Consider the following 24,723-nt stretch of genomic DNA (forward strand, 5'->3'; position numbering starts at 1 on the left):
GCGGCGAGACCGCAGGACCTTCAGCGCCTGATTTTCCACTTCAAGGCTTCCGCGTTGCCCTTGGCGAACATCTTCGGCACATCGAATTTGCCGGTCGCGAGGTCATAGCGGCATTTCCAATCCGCAAGGCCCTTCACCGCGACGTTCTTCGGATGCTTGTCCGTCTCGCCCGACAGCGAGATCAGGAGATAGCGGTTGTTGGTCCAGTCGACGCCGAGCCAGCGATACGCATCTTCGGTGCCCTTCACCAGATTCGCCGTGATGTGATAGTCGAGCTTCATGCTCTTGGTGTCGGGCCGGCTGCGGAAGTAGGCCCAGGCCAGATCGCCGAGCGACGTCTTGGTCGCGTTGACGAAGCTGCCGTTCTCGAAATGATAGAGGAAGAGGTCCTGCTCGCCCGAGCCGGTCTTCTGCATCCGCACCAGCCATTGCGAGTCGGCCGTGAAACGGAAGCCGGCCGGATAGCCTTGCTCGGGCTTCAACTCGCGCATCTCCCCGCCGCGTCGCGCCCAGACCTGCCACTTGATGTCGAAATCCTCGTCCTCCTTCATATACTGCTCGAGCCTGGTGGCGCCGTCGGGCGAGGTGAAGGCGAGATCGGCATCGTCGGAAAGCGTGAAGCCGGGCGGCGGGCCGGAGGCGGCCAAAGCGGGTGCAGCGGCCAGCGTCAGAGCAACCGCTAGGGATCCCGCGGCACGGGAGAATACGGTCACGGGAGGAATTCCCTTGAAGAATGCCGCCAGGCGGCCTTGATACTTGGACACCCGCGTGGTCGCGCCGGTTCATCCCGCGCGCCTGGACGGAAGCATAATCCTATCGACAGTCTTGCTGCGGCAGCCAAATCGGCGCACCTTGCCGGCCTCGGCTGATTTGCCACCCAAGGTCCTTTTCAAATGATCACCGCCTCCAAGGCCTTCATTGCCTTCTGTCTGCTCGCGCTGGTCGGCACCGCGCTGGTGATCGGCCCGACCGAGCTGCGCCGCCTGCTGCCTGATGGGACGAAGGTCACCGTCGCCGCCAAGCCGGAGGCCAAGGTCGAACCCCAGGTCGGAGCCAAGGTCGAGCCCAAGCTTGAAGCCAAGGTCGAGCCCAAGGTGGAGTTCAAGCCTGAGTCCAAGCCTGAATCCAAGCCAGAGCTGAAGCCGGAACAGCCGAAGCTCGTCGACAGCGCGCCGCCTGCACCCGAGCCGAAGGCGGGCGCGCTGGCCGAGACCCAGAAGCAGGTGGCCGCGCTCGGTGACCTCGTGCCGGTCAAGCCGCCGGCGCCGGCTGCAGATGCCGGCCCCCGTTTCGACGTCGCCCGCATCGACGATCACGGCGAGGCGGCGGTGATTGCCGGCCGCGCCACGCCGGGTGCGCGGGTCGAGCTGCTGCGCGACGGCAAGCCGCTCGACAGCGTGGTCGCCGACGCCTCGGGCCAATTCGTGATGACCCCGCCGCAGCTGCCGGCCGGCTCATATGACCTGACGCTCCGCGCCAGGGCGCCGGACGGCACGGTCACCGAATCCGGCCGGACCATGCCGGTCACAATCGCCGCGGCGGCGCCGACGCCCGTGCGCATGCCGCCGGTTGCGAAGCAGGAGGCCAAGCCGGCCGAGAAGCCCGACGACAAATCGGATGTCGTCGCCGCGCTGCCGTCGGCCTCGCCGCGGCTGGCGTCGGTGCCCGACAGGCAAGCGGCCCGGCCGAAACTGATCGGAGCACCGAAACCCAAGGCCTTCGCGCAGGCGCCGAGGGCCACCGTGGTTGCATCGGCCTCGCCGGCGGAGGCGCTCACCGCCGCGCCGGCCGAGGCCGGCGGCAGCCGGATCATCGCCCGCGGCGACAGCCTGTGGGCGCTCAGCCGGCTCGCTTACGGCGACGGTTCCCGCTACGCCGTGATCTTCAACGCCAACCGCGACAAGATCCAAAACCCCAATCTAATCTATCCCGGCCAGACCTTCGTGATGCCGCAAAAGGCGGAGTGACACGGCACAGCCGGCGCGTTGCGACGCATTGTCCTGTGTCTCTCTGGAACATTCGGTTCCCTCGCGCGTCTTCGTGATGCGACGCATTGCGCACTTGGCGCGGGAGGGAGGGCCAAGACGTGGCCGAACAAGACGTGGCCAAACCAGTCGTCAGGTCAAAAATCCTCTCGGGGCGCATGGGACTGGCGCTGGCTGGCGCGGTCCTGGTGGTTGCAACAGTGCTGCTGCCTGACAGAGCCGAGGCGCAGTTCGGCTTGCGCGGCGGTCCGGTCGGGGTTGCGCGCTTCGCCGTCGGCCACGTGATCGGCCTGTCGCGCCTGCGCCATTCCCGCATGGCGGTGCGCGGCGGCCGCTACCGGTCAGCTGCGCTGAGGTCGCAGGACCCGCGCGGGGCCGACCGCAGCCAGCTGTCGAACCCTTACGTGATGCGTGCGGCCCTCACGGCGCAGGCTGCGCTGGCGGGCTGGCAAGGCGGCCGCCGCCCGCAGGGCTGGTGGCGTCATCCCGATGGCAGCTATGGCTGGGTCGGCCCGGTGTTCTGGCCGTTCGCCCATGACGATCTCACCAATGCGATCGTCTTCGGCGATACCACCAGCCTCTCGCTCTACGGCTACGGCGATATCTATGCCGCGCTGTTCACGCCCTATGCCGCCACCGAGCTTGCCGCCTACACCGTGCCGCAAGGCCGTCGCGCGCGAAAAGTCCCGACCGCGGAGACGCTGTGCGAGGCCAGCGACACCGGCGGCCTGCCGGTCGAGCGCATCGCGAGCGCCGTTGCACCGAACGAAGCTCAGCGCACCGCGCTCGACGAGCTCTCATCCGCCTGGAATGCGGCGCGCGACACCATCCGCACCGCCTGCCCGGCGCAAACCCCTGCGAATGCGGCGGAGCGCCTCGGCCTGATGCGCGAGCGTGTCGAGGCCATGATCAAGGCCATCGACACCATGGAAGCGCCGTTGTCGAAATTCGTCGGCCTGCTCAATGACGACCAGAAAGCCCGGCTCAACGCCTTAGCCAATGAGCGTCGCGCCGCGCTGGCGTCCTACCAGTCCAAAAACGCTGACAAGAACGCGGGCAAGGACGCATCCAAGGACGCACAGGCGGCCAAGGCCTGCCAGGCGGACTACGATCCTATTTCCGACGAGAACGCGCAGCGCCAATACGAGCAACTGCTCCAGCAGCAATGGCCCGCCGCCGAAATCGCGGCCACGCTCCACCTCGACGAGGTCGCCCGCGCCCGCTTCGAGGTGCTGCAGGACACCACGCTCCGCACCATGCAGACGCTCAGCGCCTGTCCGACAGAACCCGCTGCAACGGCGCAGGCCCGCCTCGCCGCCGTGAAGGCGCGGCTGCAGACCATGCTGCAAGCCGTCGGCGCCATCGCCGACGCGCTCGACGATTTCCAGGCCGATCTCAGCGACGAGCAAAAGGCCGGATTCGAGGCGATCGGGCCAAAGCGAGGGGCGTGAGGGGACGCCAGCTTGGAATGCCATCATATCTCCCTATGATATGCAGATAGGGATGCACATCACGGAGGGTGCTGGTGCTGGTTTCCAAATGGGGCAACAGCCTCGCAGTGCGCCTGCCCAAAGCGCTAGTTGATGAACTCGGCCTCAAGGAGGGCGACGAAATCGATATCGTGGCCACTCGCAAAGGCGCGATCGAAATCGAGACCAAGGCGGAGCAGCGTCGGCGTGCGATCGAGAACATGGAGGCGCGCAATTGGGCGGCCTTGCCCGCCGGCTACAAATTCGATCGGGACGAGGCGAACGAGCGGTGATCGCGTTCTTTGACAGCGGTGATTCTGGGACCTTCAGCGCGGCCGCAGCATCGGCGGGCTCACCATCGTCAATCCGTTCCTCGGCATGGCTCCGTGAACGCTCGCATCATCGCAAAGTCCGGATCCTTGCGCGGCTTCCATGATCACCCGCACGCCCAGTCGAACTTCATGTCCTTGAAGTCGAGCTGCGCGTTGCCGCCGCCGAAATTGTAGCCGCCGAAATATTCCTCGAACTCGATATAGAACGGGCTCATCTCCGGCACGGCCTGGCAGGGCCGCATGGTGCCGCCTAGGTGGTTGTGGGCGTGATCCTTGGCCCAGTCGTGCAGGCGGAAATTGTCGCGGCCCGGCTTGCCGCCGACATAGTAGTAATATGGCTGATAGCCGGTCGGCGGATTTTCGCGCACGTGCTCATCCTGCGGGCCCTTGCCGGCGTTGGGATCATCAGCGCGCGGCGACAGCGCGATCGCGCGCGTCTCGCTGAGATCGGCACGCGGCGGGGCTGCAAACATCTTCTTGGCGTAGCTAGGTGCGGCCTCGAAGAAGGCGCTGGCACCGCCGACATCGAGCCAGCGCGGCCGCTCCACCGTTGCCAGCGCAAGCGGCGCCGGCGGCGCGGCGAACGCGCCGTCATATTCGGCCTTCGTCAAGAGCAGCGCGGCATAGGCGTAGTCGAGAATGTCGGTCATGCGCGACAGGCGCGGATGCGACGGCCGCGCCAGCACCGCCTCGCGAATCTCGGGATCGTCGGGCGCGCCGCCGTCATTGTGATCGGGCGCCGTGGCGAAGAACGACAACGCGACGATGTCCGCGCCATGCACCCGGTAATCCTCCGGCAGCTTTAGCGTGAAGCCGTGCATCAAGGGATAGCCGGTGACGGGATCGAGCGGCCATTGCTCGGATGCAATGCCCGGCGGCAGCCCAAACACCCAGCCCTGATCACGCGCGCGATCCGCGGGCCGGTCCAGCATCTGCAAATCATAGGCACGCGAAGGCAGGGCAAGCGTCACGAATCGTCTCCCACGAAGTCCGCCTCGCCGTTGAGGCGATGGTTGGTCGCGGGGAGGAGGGATGTGGTTCGTGAGAGGGAGCTGGGATGCTGCCAATCTGCCGGTGTTTTGCCCGACGTGTCAAATTGCGCGGCACGCGGCCGAGGCCTGCCGTAAGTCATTGATCCCAAAGCCCCTGCCTACTGTGCATGGGGTTGTTTTCGCAGTTTTGTTTGCGGCTACCCCCTTCGCCGCACCGCCGCCGCATCCACCACGTTCTCCACCTCCTCGCGCCAGCTCAGGATCTCCATCGCCAGCACGGGGTGATTGAAGCCCTTGAGCTGGAGATCGTCGAGGGCGCGGGCTTCGACGAAAGGCTCGACCATGCCGTAGACGCGGCGGCTGACCACGATCTGGTTGGGCTTGGCTTCGCTGCAGAGGCGGGAGGCGAGGTTGGTGACGCTGCCGATCGCGGCATATTCCAGCCGCTGCTCGAAGCCGACCTGGCCGAGCGTGGCATAGCCGAGCGCGACGCCGATGCCGAAGCCGAGGCTATGACCGCGGTTGCGCCAGCGCTCGGTCAGGGGGCCGATCGTGTCGCGCATCTCCACCGCCATCTTCACAGCGCGCTTGGTGTGGTCCTCGAACTGGATGGGGGCATTGAACAGGATCATCACGCCGTCGCCGGCATATTTGTCCAGCGTGCCCTCGTACTTGAAGATCAGCTGGCCGAGTGCGGCGTGATATTCGCGCAGCACGTTCATCGCCTCTTCCGGCTCGGTCGCTTCCGTGAACGCGGTGAAGCCGCGCAGGTCGCAGAACACCACCGTGACCTCGCGGCGCTGGCTGGTCAGCAGCCCCTCGGGGCTGTCGGAGGAGGCGATCAGCTGCGCCACCTGCGGCGCCAGGAAACGCTCGAGCTTGCGGATGCGCTCGATCTCGCCGAGCTGGGTCCGGACGCGCTCCTCCAGCGACTTGTTCCAGTCCTTGAGCTGCTCGGTCTGCTCGCGGAGCTTGTCGGCTTGCGCGCGCACGGTCGTGTTCGCCGCCTCCAGCGCGTGGCTCTTGTGGTCGACCTCGGTAAACAGCTGCGCATTGCGCATCGCCAGCACGGCCTGGTTGGCGAAGGTGCGCATCAGGCCGATGATGCTGGGCGCGAACGCCCCGGTGGCGCGGCGCAGCACCACGAGCGAGCCCAGCGTGCCCTGCTGGTCGATCAGCGGCACCACCAGCACCGAGTTGAAGCCGGCCGCGAGCGCGGCCTCGCGCAGCGGCTGCTCGGCGGCATCGCCAAGCTCGGCCAGCGCGATCGGCGCGCCGCTGTCGGCGGCATCGCTCAGGATGTTGCCGCCTTGGGCGATGGTGACATGCGCGCCCTCGGCGGATTTGTCGATGCCGTTGGCCTCGACCAGGTTGAAGCGGCGCGCTTCGGCGTCGAAGCCGTAGATCAGCACCGCGTCGGCACGGGTGATCTCGATGGCGCGGGCGGCGATGGTTGCAAGCACCGCGTTGAGATCGAGCGAGGAGGCCACCGCGCGGCCGACCTCCTCCAGCACCTTGAGCTCGTGGATCGACTGCGCGAGATCGCGGGTGCGCTCCTCGACCTTGCTCTCCAGGTTCGAATAGGTCTCCTGGATCTGGTCGGCCATGCGGTTGAACTGCCCGGCGAGGTCTTCCAGCTCGTCGGAGGTGTGCACGTCGATGCGGTGGCTGAAATCGCCTTCGCCGAGCTTATGCGCACCGTCGCGCAGCGCCGTGATCGGGATGATCATGCGGCGGGCGAGCAGCGTGCCGGCGAGGATCGCGACCATCAGGCCCATGCCGATCAGAAGCGCGATGCGCACCAGCTGGTCGCGGATCGGCATCAGGGCCTGCGTGGTCGGCTGCTCGAACAGCACGCTCCAGCCGAGCTTCGGCACGATGCTCGCGGCGCTCATCACCGCATGGCCGTTGAAGTCGGTGCCCGACGTCTCGGCTTCGTGGCCGGGCGCGATCGCGGCCGCCACCTGCGGCAGTTTGGAGAGGTCCTTGCCGATCTCGGGCCCTTTCGATGACGTCGCCAGCACCCGGCCGCGCGGATCGACGACATAGGCGAAGGCGGCCTTGCCTACTTGCGCGTCGGACAGGAAGTCGGAGAGGAAACCGAGGTCGATCTCGGCCACGGTGACGCCGGCATTGAAGCCGGAATGCGCCACCGAGATCGACATCAACGGCGTCCGGTCGGCGAACCAGGCCGGCGCGTAGGTGACGCCGCGGGCGACGGCGTCGGTGAAGCGCACGTCGCGGGAGAGGTCGGCATTGCCGCCGGTCGTGGTCGATTGCCTGGAGACGCGCAGCACCTCGCGGCCGTCGCCGTTGAGCTGGAACAGCTGGTTGACGACGGAAACCTGATGCAGCAGCGACGCATAGTCGGCGCGGCGCTTCTCCAGCGTGTCCTGGCTCGCGCGCGTCACCCAGCTGATCTGGCGGTCGAGCTCCGAAATCGCCTGCTCGATGCGCCGGGCGGCCGCCTGCGCCTTGTCCTCCAGGCCGTCGGTCAGCTGTGTCCGCGTCGCGCGGTAGGAGATCCAGGTCTCCATCGCCCCGTTGACGGCGAGGACGAACACGACGAGGCCGACGAGAGAGACGACGTATTTGGCGAACAGGCCCTCGCGCAGAGATCGTGTCTTGTCGTTCGCTCCTGCCATCCCGATCCTCTCGCGCCGCCACGGACGCTGCGCGCTATGGGCCGTACAGGCCCTTCCAAGCCGTTCTAGCACAATTTGGACCGAAGGGCCGTCGCGCGGCCGGGGACCGGCCGGTGTGGTTACCCCCTGTGGCCTCCTGGGCAGGTGGACGGGCGGCGATGGTCGCAGCCCGATCTGTTCGAAGGAGGGAGCTTAGCGGTTGAAGAGCTGCCGCAGCACGTCGTTCATTGGCTGACTGTCCTGCTGCGCGGCCGGCGGATCCTCCAGGGCGGGGGCCGCAGGGGAGGCCTGCGGCGCCGGCGTCGAGGGCGTTGCCGGCAGGCTGCGGTTGCGCCCGGTGCCGGTGCCAGTGCCGCTCCCCGCGCCGCTGGAGAGACCATGCTGGATCAGATTGCCGATCGCCTCCCCGAGCGGGCCGCCAAGCAGATTGTTCTGCCCCGGTTGCTGGCCTTGCGGATTGGCATTGCCGCCCGGCGCGACGGTGCCACCAAGGCCGAGGCTGCCCAGGATGTTGCCGAGCCCGGCGCCGTCAGGGCCGAACAGGCCCTTGCCCATCTCGCGCAGCTTGGCATAGGCGGCGTCGGGATTGTCCAGCATGCCGGCCATGTCGGGATAGATCCGCGGCTGCGACCAGGAGCCCTGGATCATCACGGGAATGCCGAAGCCGACCGGCTCGGAGGTGCGGCCCTGGCCTTCGGTCGTCATCACGAGCTTCGGCTCGACGCGAAAGCCCATCATCTTGGTGTCGAGCGCGATGGTGCCGGCGCCGGTGACGCGCACCAGCGGCCCGATCAGGTTGAGATCGGTCGTCACCGCCTGACCCTTGTCGATGCGGAAGGAGGCCGAGAGCTGCGACAGATCCGTGCTCTGCTCCTGGCTCGGGTCCTGGTTTCCGTTTTGGTTTCCATTCTGGTTTCCTTGCCAGCCGGAGAGCGTGCTCGTCGTCAGCGAGCGGATCATCTGCGCGACATTGATGCCGCGGATCGCGCCGTCCTGGAAATTGACGAAGGCCGTCCCTTGCATGTTCGCCATCAGCGCGCGCTGGCTGTTGCCGGCGCTGCGCAGGGCGAGTTTGGCCTGCAGCTTGCCGTCGATGCGATCGAACTCGGCAAGGCTCTGGAGCAGCGGCAGCGCGCGCACGCCGACGAGGTCGGAATGCATGGCAAAGCTCGGCGCGCCGGTCGTCGCGTCCAGGATCACCTCGCCCGAGACCTGGCCGCCATAGGCGCCGAGATTGGCCGTGCCGGCCTTCAGCACGCCGCCGGCGAGCTTGGCGTCGAGCGCCAGCGGCGCGATGCGCGCATCGCCGATCACCGCCTCGTTGGCGGAGATCCGCACTTGCGCATCGACATAGTTGAGCCCCGAGACGTCGATCGGCGCATTGCTCCAGGGCTGCCCGGACACGCCTTCCGGCGATTTCGCCAGCGGCATGGCGAGCCGATGGAAGTCGAGATCGACCTTGACCAGCGGCTTGCTCGCGATGTCGACGGAAGCCCAGCCATTGAAGGCGCCATCGCCGAGCCTGCCGTTCACGCCGTTGATCATCACGACATTGCCGCTCAGCCGCATCTCGGCCTGGCCGGTGAGCTGGGACTTCAGCACGCTGGGCATATCGATAGCGAAATCCACATGAAACGCCGGCCGTTCGGCCGGCGAGGCCGCCTTGATGTCGAACTTGGTCGGGTGATCGCCGACGCGCGCGGTGCCGGTGATGTTGACCTTGCGGTCGCGGTCCAGGGTCGCGTCGGCGTTGATGGCGCTGATGCGGCCCTCGACACGGTCGCGCAGGCGCGAGAATGCCACCTCGCCGTCGGTGATCTTGATGCGGTCGATGGTGGCGCCTTTGGTGTCTAGCGCGAGCGGCTTCGCAGGCGCGGCCGCATTCGGCAGGCGTTCGCGCAGCAGCGGCTGGTAGAGCACGGGACGGGTGACGACGAGCTCGCTGATCTCGGGCCTGCCGGACCACACGCTCGCGAGCGACATGTCGGCCTGCACGCGATCGATCGTCAGGCGCGTGATGCCGCTGCGGTCCTTGGGGTCGGCCAGCGTGAGGTCGTTCAGCGTGACGTTCAGCGTCGGCCATAGGCTGATCTTGGTGGTGCCGTCGATCGACAGCCGATAGCCGGTCGCACTCTCGAGGCGCGAGGCGATCGTCGAGGTCAGGAAGCCCGAGGGGATCCCGACCACGAGCAGAAGTGCGATCACGACGATGACGGCGGCCAAAGCCCCGCCGACGAATTTCAATGCTCTCATGTCGACTTTCCAGCAACGGACAATCCGCGCCGAACCCGGCCGATCACCCGTCCTTTGCGCCCGGAGTTTATCCCCGGACGGGAAGCGGCTCCAAGCGCGCAAAAATAGTCAGGGGGTGCTGCAAAGTTATGTGACTTATGACACACTTCTCTGGCGCTGTTTTACGCGATCCTGAGGTTGATGGTTTCAAGCGATTTGCCAAGACGATTTGCCAAGAGACGATGACCAGCACGTTCACAAGGACATTGACATGAGCAAGCAGGCCGAATTTGCGGTCATCCTGAAGATGAACCCGATGTTCGCCGATCTCGGCGCAGACGAGCTCCAGCGGCTGTCCAATCTCTGCCACACCCAGCATTTGGCCAGCGGCGAGGTGCTGTTCCAGAAGGGCGATCCCGGCAATGCGCTGTTCGGCGTGCGCCGCGGCCAGGTCCGCATCGAGACCGGCGCCGCCGACGGCAGCCGGCTGACGCTGAACTTCATGGGGCCGGGCGACCTGTTCGGCGAGGTCGCGGTGCTGGACGGCCAGAACCGGACGGCGGACGCGACCGCGGGCGAGGCCAGCGAATTGTTCGTGCTGCGGCGCGAAGACTTCCTCGGCTTCCTCGAGCGCGAGCCCAAGGTCGCGATCAAAATCATCGCGCTGCTGTGCCAGCGCATCCGCTGGCAGAGCGAGCGCATGGAAGAATCCATGCTGCAGCCGCTGCCGGTGCGGCTGGCGCGGCGGCTCTGCGCGCTCGCCGCCGATTTCGGTTCCGAGGTCCACATCTCGCAGGAGCAACTCGGCGTCTTCGTCGGCGCCGCCCGCGAAAGCGTAAACCGCCAGCTCCAGGCCTGGCGCAAGGAAGCGATCCTCGATCTCCAGCGCGGCCGGATCCTGCTGCGGAACATGACCAAGCTGACCGCGATCGCGCGGAACGAGTAGGGCGAGCAGTTTCACTCTTGCTCGGCGGGTGGAGACAGATCGACGGCTAGATCCTCGGCGAGGAACGCCGCGTATCGCAGTGCCTCATCGATGTCCTCGCGCTCGAGATACCGATATTCATTGAGGACCGATTCGCGCGTCTCGCCGGCCGCCAGCAGGCTGAGCAGCCGCGCAACCGGAAAACGCAGCCCGCGAATGCAAGCTTTGCCAGTGCAGACGGCAGGGTCCATCGTGATGCGCGCGAAGGCCATGCCATAGGCTAGCGGGCGCAAACGACTTGCGCCACCGTGGGCTTCCAAGCTGGCGTGGACCCTACTCCGCCGCGGGTCGTGCGATGCTCGTCGCCGCCGGCCTGGCTTCCGCCGGCGCAGCCCCATGATGGTCCGTCTCCGCATCCTCGCTGTGCACGATCAGCCGCTTGGCGAAGCGCCAGATCAGGGCGCCGAAATCGTCCATCACCATGAACATCGCGGGCACGAACACCAGCGACAGGAGGGTCGAGAAGATCAGGCCGCCGATCACCGCGAGCGCCATCGGCGAGCGGAATTCGCCGCCGGCACCGACGGCCAGGGCGCTCGGCATCATGCCCGCGGCCATGGCGATCGTGGTCATCACGATCGGACGGGCGCGCTTCATGCCGGCATCGATCATGGCCTCCTCGCGCGGCGTGCCGGCCTTGATGGACTCGATGGCGAATTCCACCAGCATGATCGCGTTCTTGGTGACGATGCCCATCAGCATCAGGATGCCGATCCACACCGGCGTGGTGAGCTGCTTGCCGGTGACGAGCAGGGCCGCGATCGCGCCGCCGATCGAGAGCGGCAGCGAGAACAGGATGGTGATCGGCTGCAGGAAGGTGCCGAACAGCAGCACCAGCACCGCATAGACCATCATCAGCCCCGCCGTGATGGCGGTCGCAAAACCCTCGGACAATTCGTTCAGGCTTTCGGCGTCACCCGAGGGCGAGACCTTCACGCCCTTCGGCAGGGTCTTCATGACCGGCAGGTCGTAGATCTTCTTGGTGGCATCGCCGAGCGCGGCGGAGCCGACGAGGTCGGCGGCAACGGTCGCCTGCCGTTCGCGATCGTAGCGGCCGATGCTGGTCGGACCCTGGTCGAGCTTGACGTCGGCGATGACCGAAAGCGGCACGCCGCCCTTCTCGCCGCGCTCGCCGAGCGGCACGCGGAGCTGCTCCAGCGTCTTCAGATCGCCGCGGGCGGCGTCCTCGAGCTGCACGCGGATCGGCACGAGGCGGTCGCCCACGTCGAACTTGGCGAGTGCCGGTCCGACGTCGCCGATGGTGGCGACACGGATGGTCTGCGACAGGCTTTCGGTGGAGACGCCGAGCCGTGCGGCGAGATCGGCGCGCGGCTCGATGCGCAGTTCGGGGCGCTCCAGCGAAGTTTCCGAGATGACGTTGGCGATGGTGGGAATGCGCTTCATCTGCGTCGCAAGCTCGCTCGCGACGTTGTTGACGATGTTGGGGTCGACGCCGGTCACCACCAGCGAGATCGCGCGCAGGCCGTTCTCGTCCAGGAACCAGAAGCGGATATCGGGAACGTTCTCCAGCTCCTGGCTGATGGAGAATTCGAGCTCGCGCTGGGTGATGTCGCGGCTGTCCTTGGGCGTGTAATTGATGATCAGGGCGGCGCGGCGCACCTCCTGGGTGCCCGGCGGGACGCGGCCGCCGTCGACGAAGATGCTCTTGACCTCGGGCCGCTTGCGTAGGCGCGCGACGATGTCCTCGGTGACCTTCTCGGTGTAGGCGAGCTGGGTACCCGGCGGCAGCTCGAGCGCAAGCAGCGAGCGCGCGCTGTCCTGGGCCGGCAGGAAGCCCTGCGGCAGCAGCGTGATGCTCCAGATCGAGGCGGCGAAGACGCCGAGCCCGATCAGCACCGTGATGAAATAGTGCTTCACCGACCAGGCCACGATGCGATGATAGGAGCGCAGGATGGGACCGGGCGGCGGCTCCTCGTGCGTACTGTGCTTGAGGAAATAGGCGGCCAGCACCGGCGTGACGAAGCGCGCGGCGAGCAGCGAGAAGAACACCTGCACCGAGACGGTGATGCCGAACTGCTTGAAGAACTGTCCGGCAATGCCGGACATGAAGCTCGCAGGCGCGAAGATGGCGATGATGGTCAGCGAGATCGCGATGACGGCGAGGCCGATCTCGTCGGCGGCCTCGAGCGCGGCCCGGTAGGGCGACTTGCCCATGTTCATGTGCCGGACGATATTCTCGATCTCGACGATGGCATCGTCGACAAGAATGCCGGTCGAGAGCGTGATGGCGAGGAAGCTGACGAGGTTCAGCGAGAAGCCGAGCAGGTCCATCGCCCAGAACGCCGGGAAGATCGACAGCGGCAGCGAGATCGCGGCGATGATGGTGGCGCGCAGGTCGCGCAGGAACAAGAGCACGATGATCACGGCGAGGATCGCGCCTTCGAACAGGGTCGAGATCGCCGCGTGGTAATTGCCGTTGGTGTATTCGACCGAGGTGTCGATCACCTTCAGGTCGACGTCGGGATAGGCGGCTTTCAGCGCGTCGATGCGCTTCTGCACGGCCTCGGCGACCTTCACGTCGCTGGCGCCCTTGGAGCGCTTGATGCCGAGCGCGACCACCGGCTCGCCGTTGAAGCGGGCGAAGGTGCGGCGGTCGGCGATGGTGTCGGTGACGGTGCCGAGATCGTCGAGCCGGACCTCGCCGCCGCCGAACAGCGGGATCATGGTGCCGGCGAGATCGCCAAGCGTCTTGGCGCCGGCGAGCGTGCGGATCGCCTGGTCGTTCTTGCCGATCTCGGCGCGGCCGCCGGCGACGTCGACATTGGTGCCGCGCAGGCTCTGGCTGACATTGACCGCGGTCAGGCCCATCGCCTGCAGGCGATCGGGATCCAGCGAGACCAGGATCTCGCGCTCGACGCCGCCGATGCGCTCGACCTGGGCGACGCCGCGCACGCCCTGCAGCGCGCGCTTGACCACGTCGTCGACGAAATAGGAGAGCTGCTCCGGCGTCTTGCCGGGCGAGATCGCGGCATAGGTCACGATCGGCAGGCCGATGACGTCGACGCGCTGGATCAGCGGCTCGGTGACGTTCTGCGGCAGGTTGGAGCGCACGCGCGTCACCGCGTCCTTGACGTCGTTGAGCGCGCGGTCGGTGTTGGTCTCGAGCGCGAACTGGATCGTGGTGACCGACAGGCCGTCGGTGATCGACGAGGTGATGTGCCTGACGCCCTCGACGCCGGAGACCGCGTCTTCAACCGTCTTGGTGACCTGAGATTCGAGCTCGGCCGGCGCTGCGCCGAACTGCGATACCGCCACCGAGATCACGGGGATGTCGGCCGAGGGCAGCCGTGTGATCGCGAGCTTGGTGAAGGACACCCAGCCGAGGACCAGCAGGATGATCGAGAAGACGACCGACGGGAGCGGATTGCGGATCGACCATGCCGAGATATTGAGAGCCATCAGCGTACCCGCGTGCGATCGAGTTCATCGGCGAACATGGTCTTGATCTGGTCGCCGTCATGGAGCGAAGAGCCGGCGTCGGCCACGACGATTTCGCCGACCTGCAGCCCTTCCAGGATTTCCGTCGCGCTGTCGGACGACAATCCGACCCGCACCTTGCGTGTCTCGACGACATTGCCCTTGACGACCTGCACCGTGAGGTGATCGATCGCGGTCTTCGGGATCGAGACGCCGCAGCTTCGCTTGGCGTCGATCGAGGCGCGAGCGAACACGCCGACCTTGAGCGAGGGGTTGTTGGCGACGCTGATGCGGACCCGCCCGAGTTGCGTGGCGCGGTCGATCTCGGGTGCAACCAGCCGGACCCGCCCGATCAGGTCGGGCGCATCGTCGCGGCTGATCCGCACGGTGGCGCCGGAGGTGAGCTTGGACATGTGCACCGCCGGGACCTGGGCGTCGAGCTCGATCTCGTTGTTGACGGCGATGCGGAACATCGGACCGGCCTGCGGCGAGGCCGGCGCGCCGACGATGGTGCGGACTTCGGTGACAAGGCCCGGCGCGGGGGCTTTCAGCGAGATCGGGCCTTGCGGGCCGGGCCGCTGCGGCTGGCCCGGAATCTGCGGCGGTGCGGTCAGGCGCGCTAGCTCCTGATTGTCGGCGACGATCGTGCCCTCGGTGACCAGGAGGTCGGTGACCCTGGAGCCTTCCTGATCGGCAACGACCACCGCCTCGCGGCGCGGTACGAAGAAGCCGGTCACCCGCACCAGATCGGAGAAGCAGGCATTGGTTGACTTCGTCACGATGACGAGCGCTTCGCTTTGCGTCTCCTTCGGCTCGGGACGCTTGCGATGCTCGAACAGATAATAGCCGATGCCGAGCGCGGCGACGAACAGCACGGTTCCGGCCGGCTTGAGGTATTCAGTCAAATTCATCGCCGGATCATCCTGACCTGGCTCACGGCCATCCGCGCGAGGCCCAAACGGAGCGCTTTTCTGACATGAAGCGGCGTCCCGCAAGGCTGCGGGACGCGCTTTGGAAACGAGACCTTACACGACATCACGACTTGTCACTGGCAATGGATTCGTCGTGCTCACTTCGATGCGGTGGTCTTGTTTTCCATGTTGACGACCTGCACGCGCCGGTTGGCCTCCGCCAGCGGCTGGTTCGGGTCCTTGAGCTTGCTCTTGCCGTAGCCGACGGTGACGAGATCGGTCGCGGAGATGCTGTACTTCTCGACCAGGTAGCGCTTGATCGAATCGGCGCGACGCTCCGAGAGGTCCTGGTTGTAGGCTTCGCCGCCGGCGGCGTCGGTATGACCGGCGACCACGAAGGTCGAGCCCTTCAGGTCCGGGCTGGTCAAGGCGCGGCCGAGCGCCTGCACCGAGGGCAGCGACTTGGCGCTGATATTGGCGGAGTTGTAGTCGAACGTGATCTCGAGATCGATGTTCGGCTTGTCCTTGGCGGCCAAGGCGATTTCCTCGCGCTCGGTCGACGACAGCGAACGCGTCGAGCGGCCGCGCACCGACTGGATCAGCTTGGAGTCGGTCGCGCTCGGTGCAGGGGCGGTCTGCGGGCCGATCGAGAGGCCGCGCGTCAAGGGCTTCTTCGGCGCCGGCGCCAGCGCGCGGACGATCTCGTCCTCGGTGACGTTCTTGCTGTTGCCGTCATCGCCCGCATATGCAGCCGAGGTCGGCAGTGACAGCGCGGCGCCGACGGTGATGATGGACAGAATCGCGGTAAGCCAATTTGCAGCCGATCTCATTCCCAGTCCCTCCTGCGCAGCCAGCTCACGTGCTCTCAAAATTCAAGCAACACGCCCCCGAAAAGGCCTGTTGCGGCATCCGCCCATTGGTCTTCCCAGGGCTGTTCAAGGTTCGAGCCTTGGACGGGGGCCCAACTCAAACAAATACTAGCGCACTCCGTAGCTTGCGAATTCCTGAACGATGTTCGGATCCATCGCCTTGGCATTGGCGATGTCCAGCGCCCCCTCCTGGGCCGAGCCGTTGCGTTGCTTGGCAAGGCCGCGTCCGTAGAGCGAGGACGTCAGGCGCGGGTTGATCTTCAGGGCCGCGTCGAAATCGGCGATCGCATTCTTCACCGCGCCTGACTTCAGATTGACGAGCCCGCGGCTGTCCAGTGCATCGACGAAGTTCGGCCGCAGCCGCAGCGCCTCGTTGCAATCCTTCAGCGCGGCCTGGAGGTCGCCGACCACGGTGCGGGTCCAGCAGCGGTTGTTGAGGGCCTCGACGTCCTTCGAATTGATCCGGAGGGTGTCGTCGAAATCCTTGATGGCGAGGCTGTAGGCGCCCTTGCTGGCATAAACCTGGCCGCGGCGGTACAGCGCGTTCACGTCGTCAGGGTTGGCGGCAATCTTGGCAGTCAGGCTCTTGATCGTGGGATCGTCAGCCAGGGCGGCAGCGCTCGGCCCACCGTCCGTGCTCGGCGCAGGAACGGGATCAACCGGCTTCACCGGCGGTGGCGGCGGCGGCAGGGCGGCCTCGATCTGCGGCCTCGGGGTGGGAGCAGGCGCGGGCGCCGGTGCCGGCGCCGCGACTGGAGCCGCAGGTGGCGGAGGCGCAGGAGCGGGAGCCGCAGCCGCGCTGTCGGCCGGCTTCGGCGGCGGTGGTGGTGTCGGCGGTGCGGGAGGGGCGGCCGGCGGGTTGTTGGCGACGACGGCCGGCGCAGCGGGAGGCGCGGGCGGCGGCGTTGCCGGACGCGATCCGCCGGCGCCCGGAATGAACGAGAAATCTTCGGCCAATGACGAGGAAATCCACGGCACCTGCTCGCCGCGCGAGGCGCGGGTGACGCCCATCTTGGTGCGGTTCAGCGTCTCCTCGGCCATCAGGTCGGGAACGCGGATTTCCTTCAGCAGCTCCTGGACGAACAGGCTGCGGTCGCCGCCGGCGTCCGAGACCACCGAGGCCAGCGCCGCCGAGTACATCACCAGCGTGCCGTTCGGGGCGATCACCGGGGTCAGGCCCGCTGAGAAGCTGCGGAACCGGCGCTCGAACGGGTTGCGCCTGGACGCATCGACCAGCGCGATCTTGACGCCGGCGCCGCGGGTGTTGAGCTCGCCGAGGACCGTCTCGAGGCTGAAACCATCGCGGCGCACGTCGGACTCGGTCCAGATCTGCGCATCCACCGGCAGCAGGTAGCTCTGGCGCGCGGACTGGATGCCGAAACCCGAGAAGAACACCAGCGCGACCGAGCCCGGCTTGATCTTGCCGTAGAGCTTGTCGAAGGCGCGGCGCATGGCGTCGCCGGTCAGATTCTCGCCGAGTTCGACCGAAAAGCCGTCGCGCTTGAGCTCGTCGGCGACGGCGCGCGCATCGTTGATCGGTTCCTTCAGCGGGGCATCCGCATCCGGATATTTGGCGTTGCCGATGACCAGCGCAAAACGGTCGCCGGCCGCAAGCGAGGGGGCCGTCGGGACGAGCGAGATCAGCAAGGGCAGAAGAAAAAAGAAGCGAATTTTCATAATCAGCGCGGTCCAGCCAAAAGGCGCCGTTCCAGCTTGCGCCGCGGCGACCTTAACTTACGCTTACCTCATTATCAAACCGGGGACGGAGGGCGTCAACCGCTTGGAGATTCGACCTTATCCCGATGATGGACCGCAGCGGATGGGCATGCCGCGAGAGGAATGGATGGTGTTGTCATGACGGTCCTCGGTACCTCGATGCTGTCGGCGGACCTTAGCGCAGCCAGGGCGGGTGAAGACGTGATCGATCTCACATTGCAGCCTCGCCTCCGGGTTTGACCTTTCCTGCCGGTGGTGGCTTGGTGTGCGCGATCGTCCAAGATCCAACTCTAAAAAAAGCGAGCCCATGGGAAACGTCTACGAGATCTACGCCCTGCGCTATGCGACGATGTCGCCGCGCACCCCCCACATGAACTTCCTCCTGCCCGACCCGCATGACAGCGCGGCGCAGGACCTCGATTATTTCGTCTGGCTGATTCGAGGGCACGGCCGCGACATTCTGGTCGATACCGGCTTCAACGCCGAGGAGGCGAGCGCGCGGGCGCGCAAGCTCACGCTCAATCCCGTCGATGCGCTAGAGCGTTTCGGCGTCGCGGCGTCAGCCATTCGTGACGTCATCGTGACACATCTGCATTACGACCATGCCGGCAATCTCGACCGCTTTCCCAACGCGCGCTTCCATCTGCAGGAGCGCGAGATGGCCTACGCGACCGGACGCTGCATGTGCAACGGCCTGCTGCGCCACCCGTTCTCGGTCGAGCATGTCACGCTGATGGTGCGCCACGTCTATGGCGAGCGCGTCACCTTCTATTCCGGCGATGGCGAGGTTGCTCCCGGCGTGACCGTGCACCGCGTCGGCGGCCATTCCGACGGCTTGCAGGTGGTGAAGGTCGAGACCGCGCGCGGCGCCGTGGTGCTGGCCTCAGATGCCGCGCATTATTACGCCAATCTGCAGCGCAAGAGCCCGTTCCCGATCGTTTATAATGTCGGCGACATGGCGCAAGGCTGGGACACGATCGAGCGCCTCGCCGGTCATCCCGACAGGTTCATCCCCGGCCACGATCCGATCGTGACGGAGATCTATCCGCGCGCCAGCGATGAGGTCGATGCCTGGGCGCTGCATCTGCCGCCGTCGCGGTCGTTTGTAAAGTGACACCGTAGCGTCATTCCGGGGCGCGCGAAGCGCGAACCCGGAATCCATCTGTCGACGCAGCTGATGTCGCGATGGATTCCGGGCTCACCGCTGCGCGGCGCCCCGGAATGACAGCGGTGGCTAATACGCCTGCTTCGCATCCGCCTCTTTGCTGGTCTGGATCAGATCGAGACTCTGCTCGATCTTGCCGAGCAGGGCCGAGAGCTGCTTGCGCTCCTGCGCCGAGAGGCAGGCGAGGATCTCGTCCTCTCGCCGCAGCAATTGCGGGAACAGCTCCTCGTAGAGTTCGTCGGATGGGTTGAGACGGGAGGCGGGCGCGATGTCAACGAGCACCGGCAGGATCCCCGCAAGCAACGATATCGTGGGGAGATTTTCGAGCCGCTAGCTCCGGAGGAGAGAATACCGCCAGGTATCCTCCGCCCCCTGCGAGCTTATATGTGGCGATCTCGCGATAGTCGACGGCGGTCAACTCGCAGCGCAAGAGCTCAATTGGCGTGCCATGCTTCGACGTCGGAAGCTCAAGATCGACAATTCCGACCCGCGCACCTTGCTTCAAGGCGGACGCAAGATTGTAGAGAAAGGCATAGGGTTGGGCTATCTCGTGATACATATGCACAAGGATTGCGGCGTCCAGCGAGGAAGCGGGCAGACGCGGGTCGTGTGGTTCGCCGAGCGCGAATTGCACGTTTGTCAACTTAAGAAGTTTTGTTCGCCTGGCGAGTTCGACGAGGTAATTCCGCGTGACGTCCTGGGCAACGACAGAGCCGGCGGATCCGACGAGGTGCGAGAGCCTGACCGTGTGGTAGCCACTGCCTGCTCCAATGTCGCCGACAGTCATCCCTGGTTTCAGTTCAAGAGCGCGTGCGATTTGACCGGCCTCATTCAGGGCGTCGCGGCGCTCTTCGGCGGAGCGGCGCGGGCTGACGATCCGTGCGACAGGACGCTGCGGTGAGGGAAACTCGTTTGCCGCGACTCCAGGGGGAGCCAGATAACCTATGTCAGCGGCGTATGCGCGAGTTGCGGCAAACGCCACAAGGAGCATCGCTATATACCTCGCTGCCGTCACGGTCCTACCAAGCTTTCTCAACCGGGCTCCCAAAAGCTGACGTCTGCGCCTTATGGGGGGCGCCCTAATACGCCTGCTTCGCATCCGCCTCTTCGCTGGTCTGGATCAGATCGAGGCTCTGCTCGATCTTGCCGAGCAGGGCCGAGAGCTGCTTGCGCTCCTGCGCCGAGAGGCAGGCGAGGATCTCGTCCTCTCGCCGCAGCAATTGCGGGAACAGCTCCTCGTAGAGCGCGCGGCCCTTTTTCGTCAGTTGCAGGCGGAATTCGCGGCGGTCGGCTTCGTTCTCGACCCGCTCGATCAGGCCGTCGCTGAGCAGCGCCGTCACTGCGCGGCTGATGGTGGATTTGTGCGTGCGGGTGCATTGCGAAATGTATTGCGCGCTGCAGGCATCATTGCGGAAGCCGAGCGTGGCGATGACGCGCCAGGCCGGAATGTCGAGGCCGTTGCGTTCCTGATACTCGACCGACAGCGCGGAACTGACCTCCGCTGCGAGCCGGTTGAGGCGGAACGGCACGAACTTGAACAGATCGAGCCGCAGCTTTGGCCGCGCCGACGCCTCGTCGGCCGCGCGCGCTTTGAGCGCGATGTCGCTGGATGTCCTCGCCAAGGAGAGCGCCTCCGAATTCCAGTTGACGGCCGGCCGGCTCCGGTCCAAAATAGTTGCACGTGAGACTATCTAACAGATCGATCCTGTCCTGACCAGAGCCGAGGTTCGTGTATGGCGCCGGCCAATACCCCTCACGCCAAAACCCTGAACGCCAAGACCGCTCAAGCCAAGACCCAGTTCGGCTACCGCCGTCACCCCGATCAGGACCGCCCCGGCTCGAGCCCCGCGGCGCATCCGGTCGTGATCGTCGGCGCGGGCCCGGTCGGGTTGTCGCTGGCGATCGATCTTGCCCAGCGCGGCCAGCGCGTCGTGCTGCTCGATGACGCCGACCGCATCGGCGAGGGCTCGCGCGCGATCTGCTTCTCGAAACGCTCGCTGGAATATTGGGACCGGCTCGGCGTCGGCGACCGCATGGTCGAGAAGGGCGTGGTGTGGAGTGTGGGGCGGATCTTCCATGGCGAGTCGCAGCTCTACCAGTTCAATCTCCTGCCCGAAGACGGTCACAAGCGGCCGGCCTTCATCAATCTCCAGCAATATTACGCCGAGGCCTATCTGGTTGATCGCATCAACGAGCTGCCAGAGATCGACCTGCGCTGGCGCAACAAGGTGACAGCGCTCGAGCAGCGCAACGAATCCGCGCTGCTGACGATCGAGACGCCCGAGGGCGCCTACCGCCTGAATGCGCGCTATGTCGTCGCCTGCGACGGCGCGCGCTCCTCGCTGCGGCAGATGGTCGGGGCGGAATTCGCCGGCCAGGTCTTCGAGGATCAATTCCTGATCGCCGACGTCAAGATGACCGCGGAATTTCCGACCGAGCGCTGGTTCTGGTTCGATCCGCCGTTCCATGCCGGGCGTTCGGCGCTGCTGCACCGGCAGCCCGACGATGTCTGGCGCATCGATCTCCAGCTCAATCGCTATGCCGATCCGGTCCTCGAGAAGAAGCCGGAAAACGTGCGGCCGCGGATCGCGCGCATGCTCGGCCATGACAAGTTCGAGTTCGAGTGGATTTCGCTCTACAAATTCCAGTGCCGGCGGATGGACCGCTTCATCCATGGCCGCGTCATTTTTGCCGGCGATTCCGCGCACCAGGTCTCGCCCTTCGGTGCGCGTGGCGCGAACTCGGGACTCGAAGACGCGGAGAATCTGTCTTGGAAGCTCGACCGCGTGCTGCGCGGCAAATCGCCTGCGAGCCTGCTGGAGAGCTACCATCTCGAGCGCAGCATGGCGGCCGACGAGAACATCCGCGAATCCACCCGCTCGACCGACTTCATGGCACCGAACTCGCATCAGGAGGCGCGGTTGCGCAAGGCGGTGCTGTCGCTGGCCAAGGAGACCGAATTCGGCAAGCGCATGGTCAATGGCGGTCGGCTGTCGGTGCCGTGCAGCTACGATACGCCGCTGTCCTCGCTTGACGCGGATACGTGGCGCGGTGGACCCCCGCCCGGCGGTTCGATGCTCGACGCGCCCGCCGCAACGTCCGCCGGCGAGCCGATCTATCTGACGGATGCCTTCCGCAAGGGTGGAACGGATTTCACTTTGCTGTCGTTCAGCAATGGCGCGCCGATCGATGCGCCTGATGGTATCAAGGGCATCCGCATTGGCGCCGACGGTGAATTTACCGATCCCTCGGGCCTAGTCGCAAAGCGCTACGGCGCCGTGCCGGGTGCCGCCTATCTGCTGAGGCCCGACGGTTATGTCGCGGCGCGCTTCCGTCATCCGACGCGTTCGGCGATCGCGGCGGCGCTGGCGCGAGCCGAAGGTTTGTATTGAGGTTCCGCATGCCGCTCTCCACCAGTTCGAACTTCGCACGCCCCGACGATGCCTTCCGCGCCATCGTCGAGGCGCATCGCGGCCTGACCGAGGAGCAGAGCGCCGATTTCGACGCGGCGCTGGTTCTGATCCTCGCCAACCATATCGGCGACATCGACGTGCTGCGCGAGGCGATCGGACTGGCCAGGCGCCGCATGATCGACGGCCAGCAGCAACAACAGCAGCAACAATAACCTGGTAAGGACGAATTGATGGCGAAAAACTTCGCATCCACCGGCGATCTCGCCGAGAAGAAGATCACCTTCTCCGAGATCGGCACCGATCTCTATGCCTTCACCGCCGAGGGCGATCCCAACACCGGCGTGATCGTCGGCGACGATGGCTGCCTCGTGTTCGACGCGCAGGCGACGCCGGCCATGGCGAACAAGGTGATCGAGCGGGTCCGCACGGTGACCGACAAGCCGATCAAATATGTCGTGCTGTCGCATTATCACGCCGTGCGCGTGCTGGGCGCCTCCGCCTATCACGCCCAAGGTATCGTCGCCTCGCAGGAGACTCATCGGCTGATTGCGGAGCGCGGCCAGCAGGATTGGGATTCCGAGTACGGCCGCTTTCCGCGCCTGTTCCAGGATGCGCAGAGCATTCCCGGCCTGACCTGGCCGACGCTGACCTTCGAAGGCGAGATGACGATCTATCTCGGCAAGCGCGAGGTGCGCCTGATGCAGCTCGGCGCCGGCCACACCTCGGGCGACATCGTCGGCTGGGTGCCGGATGCGGAGGTGATGTTCTCGGGCGACCTCATCGAGTATCACTCGGCCTGCTATTGCGGCGATGCGCATTTGCGAGAATGGCCGATGACGCTGAACGAGATCCGCAACTTCAATCCGAAGGCGATCGCGCCGGGCCGCGGCGATGCGCTGAAGGGCACCGCCACGGTGCGCGAGGCCATCGCGATGACGCGCGACTTCGTCACCTCGCTCTATGGCGCGGCCGAAATCTCGGTCGCCAGGGGCCGCAGCTTAAAGGAATCGATGGCGGCGACGCGCGAGGTGATGGATCCGAAATTCTCGAGCTTTGCCATTTACGAGCACTGCCTGCCGTTCAACGTCTCGCGCGCCTACGACGAAGCATCCGGTATCGACGACCCCGTGATCTGGACCGACAAGCGCGACCAGGAAATGTGGGCCGCTTTGCAAGGAGGAGGATAGTCATGAACATCAATACCTCGCCTGATCAGATCATCCGCAGCTCGGCCCAGGTGACGCCGGGCTACATGTCCGGCTTCGGCAACTCTTTCGAGACCGAGGCGCTGCCGGGCGCGCTGCCGATCGGGCGCAACTCGCCGCAGCGCTGCGCCTACGGACTCTATGCCGAGCAGCTCTCGGGCTCGCCCTTCACCGCGCCGCGCGGCAGCAATGAGCGCTCCTGGCTCTACCGCATCCGCCCCTCAGTGAAGCATTCCGGCCGCTTCGAGAAGGTCGACGCCGGGCTGTGGCGTTCGGCGCCGTGCCATGAATACGACCTGCCGATCGCGCAGCTGCGCTGGGATCCGACGCCGCTGCCGAAGGAGGAGGTCACCTTCATTCAGGGCGTGCAGACCATGACGACGGCGGGGGATGTGAATACGCAGGCCGGCATGGCCGCGCATGTCTACCTCATCACCAAGTCGATGGTGGATCAGCATTTCTACGATGCCGACGGCGAGCTGATGTTCGTGCTGCAGCAGGGCAATCTGCGCCTTGTCACCGAGTTCGGCCGTATCGATGCCGAGCCTGGCGAGATCGTGGTGATCCCGCGCGGCGTCAAGTTCCGCGTCGAGATTCCGAACGGCCCGGCGCGCGGCTATCTCTGCGAAAATTATGGCGGCGCCTTCACGCTGCCGGAGCGCGGGCCGATTGGCGCCAATTGCCTCGCCAATGCGCGTGACTTCCTGACGCCGGTGGCAAACTACGAGGACAAGGACACGCCGACCGAGCTCTACGTGAAATGGGGCGGCTCGCTGTTCAAGACCACGTTGCCGCATTCGCCGATCGACGTCGTGGCCTGGCACGGCAATTACGCGCCGTACAAGTATGATCTGCGTACCTTCTCTCCCGTCGGCGCGATCGGCTTCGACCATCCCGATCCCTCGATCTTCACGGTGTTGACCTCGCCGTCGGAGACGGCGGGCACCGCGAATATCGACTTCGTGATCTTCCCGGAGCGCTGGATGGTCGCGGAAAATACCTTCCGGCCGCCCTGGTATCACATGAACATCATGAGCGAGTTCATGGGCCTGATCTACGGCGTCTACGACGCCAAGCCGCAGGGCTTCGTCCCCGGCGGCATCTCGCTGCACAATTGCATGCTGCCGCACGGCCCCGACCGCGACGCCTTCGAGCACGCCAGCAACGGCGAATTGAAGCCGGTGAAGCTGACCGGCACCATGGCCTTCATGTTCGAGACCCGCTACCCGCAGCGCGTCACCGCGCATGCGGCGAACGCCGCCACGCTCCAGGCCGATTACGCGGATTGTTGGAAGGGGTTGGAGAAGCGGTTCGATCCGGGCAAGCCGTAGTTACTTGGTCATTCCGGGATGCGCCGAAGGCGCAG

The 24,723-nt window shown here is 65.8% G+C and carries 20 protein-coding genes and 1 pseudogene; 9 read left to right on the forward strand and 12 right to left on the reverse strand.

Annotated features, from left to right (window positions below):
• Nucleotides 1-20: 20 nt before the first annotated feature.
• Entirely contained in the window at nucleotides 21-713 is a 693-nt protein-coding gene (locus I6F37_RS28535) for a hypothetical protein (protein ID WP_225143610.1), read from the reverse strand.
• Between the two features lie 180 nt (nucleotides 714-893).
• Here I6F37_RS28535 and I6F37_RS28540 point away from each other — a divergent pair, with 180 nt between their 5' ends.
• From I6F37_RS28540 to I6F37_RS28550, 3 genes are all read left to right on the forward strand, one after another.
• Nucleotides 894-1,967 carry a LysM peptidoglycan-binding domain-containing protein gene (locus I6F37_RS28540; RefSeq protein WP_225143612.1) on the forward strand — a complete coding sequence of 358 codons (1,074 nt, stop codon included), beginning with the start codon at nucleotides 894-896 and terminating at the stop codon, nucleotides 1,965-1,967.
• Nucleotides 1,968-2,143: 176 nt separating this feature from the next.
• On the forward strand, nucleotides 2,144-3,436 hold the full coding sequence (locus I6F37_RS28545; RefSeq protein ID WP_225114579.1) for a Spy/CpxP family protein refolding chaperone: 1,293 nt from the start codon (nucleotides 2,144-2,146) through the stop codon (nucleotides 3,434-3,436).
• 74 nt (nucleotides 3,437-3,510) lie between these two features.
• Nucleotides 3,511-3,747 (forward strand): AbrB/MazE/SpoVT family DNA-binding domain-containing protein, encoded by a 237-nt coding sequence (locus tag I6F37_RS28550; protein ID WP_036015962.1) that lies wholly within the window; start codon nucleotides 3,511-3,513, stop codon nucleotides 3,745-3,747.
• A 143-nt stretch (nucleotides 3,748-3,890) separates the two neighbouring features.
• Here the strand turns inward: I6F37_RS28550 and I6F37_RS28555 are convergent, their stop codons facing one another.
• The 3 genes from I6F37_RS28555 to I6F37_RS28565 form a co-directional block, all read right to left on the reverse strand.
• A complete protein-coding gene (locus I6F37_RS28555) occupies nucleotides 3,891-4,757 on the reverse strand; it encodes a hypothetical protein (protein ID WP_036015956.1) in 867 nt (288 codons plus the stop codon).
• A gap of 218 nt (nucleotides 4,758-4,975) precedes the next feature.
• Complete coding sequence (locus I6F37_RS28560; protein ID WP_225132175.1) at nucleotides 4,976-7,423, reverse strand: adenylate/guanylate cyclase domain-containing protein; 2,448 nt, start codon at nucleotides 7,421-7,423, stop codon at nucleotides 4,976-4,978.
• A 192-nt stretch (nucleotides 7,424-7,615) separates the two neighbouring features.
• Nucleotides 7,616-9,676: an AsmA family protein gene (locus tag I6F37_RS28565; protein ID WP_225143614.1), complete on the reverse strand. Its 2,061-nt coding sequence runs from the start codon at nucleotides 9,674-9,676 to the stop codon at nucleotides 7,616-7,618.
• A 250-nt stretch (nucleotides 9,677-9,926) separates the two neighbouring features.
• Here I6F37_RS28565 and I6F37_RS28570 point away from each other — a divergent pair, with 250 nt between their 5' ends.
• On the forward strand, nucleotides 9,927-10,601 hold the full coding sequence (locus I6F37_RS28570) for a Crp/Fnr family transcriptional regulator (RefSeq protein ID WP_036044931.1): 675 nt from the start codon (nucleotides 9,927-9,929) through the stop codon (nucleotides 10,599-10,601).
• Between the two features lie 11 nt (nucleotides 10,602-10,612).
• On the opposite strand, the gene I6F37_RS28575 is transcribed toward I6F37_RS28570, so the two are convergent.
• From I6F37_RS28575 to I6F37_RS28595, 5 genes are all read right to left on the reverse strand, one after another.
• Complete coding sequence (locus tag I6F37_RS28575; protein WP_225153334.1) at nucleotides 10,613-10,852, reverse strand: DUF433 domain-containing protein; 240 nt, start codon at nucleotides 10,850-10,852, stop codon at nucleotides 10,613-10,615.
• A gap of 61 nt (nucleotides 10,853-10,913) precedes the next feature.
• Entirely contained in the window at nucleotides 10,914-14,060 is a 3,147-nt protein-coding gene (locus I6F37_RS28580) for an efflux RND transporter permease subunit (RefSeq protein ID WP_036015972.1), read from the reverse strand.
• Nucleotides 14,060-14,989: an efflux RND transporter periplasmic adaptor subunit gene (locus I6F37_RS28585; RefSeq protein ID WP_036015974.1), complete on the reverse strand. Its 930-nt coding sequence runs from the start codon at nucleotides 14,987-14,989 to the stop codon at nucleotides 14,060-14,062. The genes I6F37_RS28580 and I6F37_RS28585 overlap by 1 nt, the downstream gene beginning before the upstream one ends.
• 158 nt (nucleotides 14,990-15,147) lie before the next feature.
• Nucleotides 15,148-15,819, reverse strand: a complete 672-nt coding sequence (locus tag I6F37_RS28590) for an OmpA family protein (protein WP_036015976.1) — start codon at nucleotides 15,817-15,819, stop codon at nucleotides 15,148-15,150.
• 147 nt (nucleotides 15,820-15,966) lie between these two features.
• Nucleotides 15,967-17,535: a caspase family protein gene (locus tag I6F37_RS28595; RefSeq protein ID WP_225143616.1), complete on the reverse strand. Its 1,569-nt coding sequence runs from the start codon at nucleotides 17,533-17,535 to the stop codon at nucleotides 15,967-15,969.
• 346 nt (nucleotides 17,536-17,881) lie between these two features.
• On the opposite strand from I6F37_RS28595, the gene I6F37_RS28600 reads away from it, so the two are divergent.
• Complete coding sequence (locus tag I6F37_RS28600; RefSeq protein WP_036015983.1) at nucleotides 17,882-18,688, forward strand: N-acyl homoserine lactonase family protein; 807 nt, start codon at nucleotides 17,882-17,884, stop codon at nucleotides 18,686-18,688.
• Nucleotides 18,689-18,808: 120 nt separating this feature from the next.
• Here the strand turns inward: I6F37_RS28600 and I6F37_RS28605 are convergent.
• The 3 genes and pseudogenes from I6F37_RS28605 to I6F37_RS28615 form a co-directional block, all read right to left on the reverse strand.
• A pseudogene (locus I6F37_RS28605) lies at nucleotides 18,809-18,973 on the reverse strand (MarR family transcriptional regulator); the annotation flags it as partial.
• Between the two features lie 37 nt (nucleotides 18,974-19,010).
• A complete protein-coding gene (locus tag I6F37_RS28610) occupies nucleotides 19,011-19,730 on the reverse strand; it encodes a class I SAM-dependent methyltransferase (RefSeq protein ID WP_225153336.1) in 720 nt (239 codons plus the stop codon).
• Between the two features lie 88 nt (nucleotides 19,731-19,818).
• On the reverse strand, nucleotides 19,819-20,361 hold the full coding sequence (locus I6F37_RS28615) for a MarR family winged helix-turn-helix transcriptional regulator (protein ID WP_225113702.1): 543 nt from the start codon (nucleotides 20,359-20,361) through the stop codon (nucleotides 19,819-19,821).
• Between the two features lie 111 nt (nucleotides 20,362-20,472).
• Between I6F37_RS28615 and I6F37_RS28620 the strand changes: the two genes are divergently transcribed.
• Genes I6F37_RS28620 through hmgA form a run of 4 tightly spaced genes read left to right on the forward strand, consistent with a single transcriptional unit; the run spans nucleotide 20,473 to nucleotide 24,688 of the window.
• Complete coding sequence (locus I6F37_RS28620; protein WP_051057220.1) at nucleotides 20,473-22,131, forward strand: FAD-dependent oxidoreductase; 1,659 nt, start codon at nucleotides 20,473-20,475, stop codon at nucleotides 22,129-22,131.
• A gap of 8 nt (nucleotides 22,132-22,139) precedes the next feature.
• Nucleotides 22,140-22,364, forward strand: coding sequence for a DUF2783 domain-containing protein (locus I6F37_RS28625; protein WP_018646238.1), 225 nt, complete (start codon nucleotides 22,140-22,142; stop codon nucleotides 22,362-22,364).
• An 18-nt stretch (nucleotides 22,365-22,382) separates the two neighbouring features.
• The gene (locus I6F37_RS28630; RefSeq protein WP_036016109.1) at nucleotides 22,383-23,339 is read left to right on the forward strand and encodes an MBL fold metallo-hydrolase; all 957 of its coding nucleotides are present in this window, start codon (nucleotides 22,383-22,385) and stop codon (nucleotides 23,337-23,339) included.
• A gap of 2 nt (nucleotides 23,340-23,341) precedes the next feature.
• On the forward strand, nucleotides 23,342-24,688 hold the full coding sequence (gene hmgA, locus I6F37_RS28635) for a homogentisate 1,2-dioxygenase (RefSeq protein ID WP_036016113.1): 1,347 nt from the start codon (nucleotides 23,342-23,344) through the stop codon (nucleotides 24,686-24,688).
• Nucleotides 24,689-24,723: the final 35 nt, after the last annotated feature.

The sequence above is a fragment of the Bradyrhizobium sp. NBAIM08 genome, assembly GCF_020193935.1.
GTDB lineage: Bacteria > Pseudomonadota > Alphaproteobacteria > Rhizobiales > Xanthobacteraceae > Bradyrhizobium > Bradyrhizobium yuanmingense.

Bases quoted from the DNA above. Each gene is read 5' to 3' on its own strand.
- I6F37_RS28540 (WP_225143612.1), top strand. From the start codon at position 894: ATGATCACCGCCTCCAAGGCCTTCATTGCCTTCTGTCTGCTCGCGCTG.
- I6F37_RS28545 (WP_225114579.1), top strand. From the start codon at position 2,144: ATGGGACTGGCGCTGGCTGGCGCGGTCCTGGTGGTTGCAACAGTGCTG.
- I6F37_RS28560 (WP_225132175.1), bottom strand. From the start codon at position 7,423: ATGGCAGGAGCGAACGACAAGACACGATCTCTGCGCGAGGGCCTGTTC.
- I6F37_RS28565 (WP_225143614.1), bottom strand. From the start codon at position 9,676: ATGAGAGCATTGAAATTCGTCGGCGGGGCTTTGGCCGCCGTCATCGTC.
- I6F37_RS28570 (WP_036044931.1), top strand. From the start codon at position 9,927: ATGAGCAAGCAGGCCGAATTTGCGGTCATCCTGAAGATGAACCCGATG.
- I6F37_RS28575 (WP_225153334.1), bottom strand. From the start codon at position 10,852: ATGGCCTTCGCGCGCATCACGATGGACCCTGCCGTCTGCACTGGCAAA.
- I6F37_RS28580 (WP_036015972.1), bottom strand. From the start codon at position 14,060: ATGGCTCTCAATATCTCGGCATGGTCGATCCGCAATCCGCTCCCGTCG.
- I6F37_RS28585 (WP_036015974.1), bottom strand. From the start codon at position 14,989: ATGAATTTGACTGAATACCTCAAGCCGGCCGGAACCGTGCTGTTCGTC.
- I6F37_RS28590 (WP_036015976.1), bottom strand. From the start codon at position 15,819: ATGAGATCGGCTGCAAATTGGCTTACCGCGATTCTGTCCATCATCACC.
- I6F37_RS28595 (WP_225143616.1), bottom strand. From the start codon at position 17,535: ATGAAAATTCGCTTCTTTTTTCTTCTGCCCTTGCTGATCTCGCTCGTC.
- I6F37_RS28600 (WP_036015983.1), top strand. From the start codon at position 17,882: ATGGGAAACGTCTACGAGATCTACGCCCTGCGCTATGCGACGATGTCG.
- I6F37_RS28610 (WP_225153336.1), bottom strand. From the start codon at position 19,730: ATGCTCCTTGTGGCGTTTGCCGCAACTCGCGCATACGCCGCTGACATA.
- I6F37_RS28620 (WP_051057220.1), top strand. From the start codon at position 20,473: ATGGCGCCGGCCAATACCCCTCACGCCAAAACCCTGAACGCCAAGACC.
- I6F37_RS28625 (WP_018646238.1), top strand. From the start codon at position 22,140: ATGCCGCTCTCCACCAGTTCGAACTTCGCACGCCCCGACGATGCCTTC.
- I6F37_RS28630 (WP_036016109.1), top strand. From the start codon at position 22,383: ATGGCGAAAAACTTCGCATCCACCGGCGATCTCGCCGAGAAGAAGATC.
- hmgA (WP_036016113.1), top strand. From the start codon at position 23,342: ATGAACATCAATACCTCGCCTGATCAGATCATCCGCAGCTCGGCCCAG.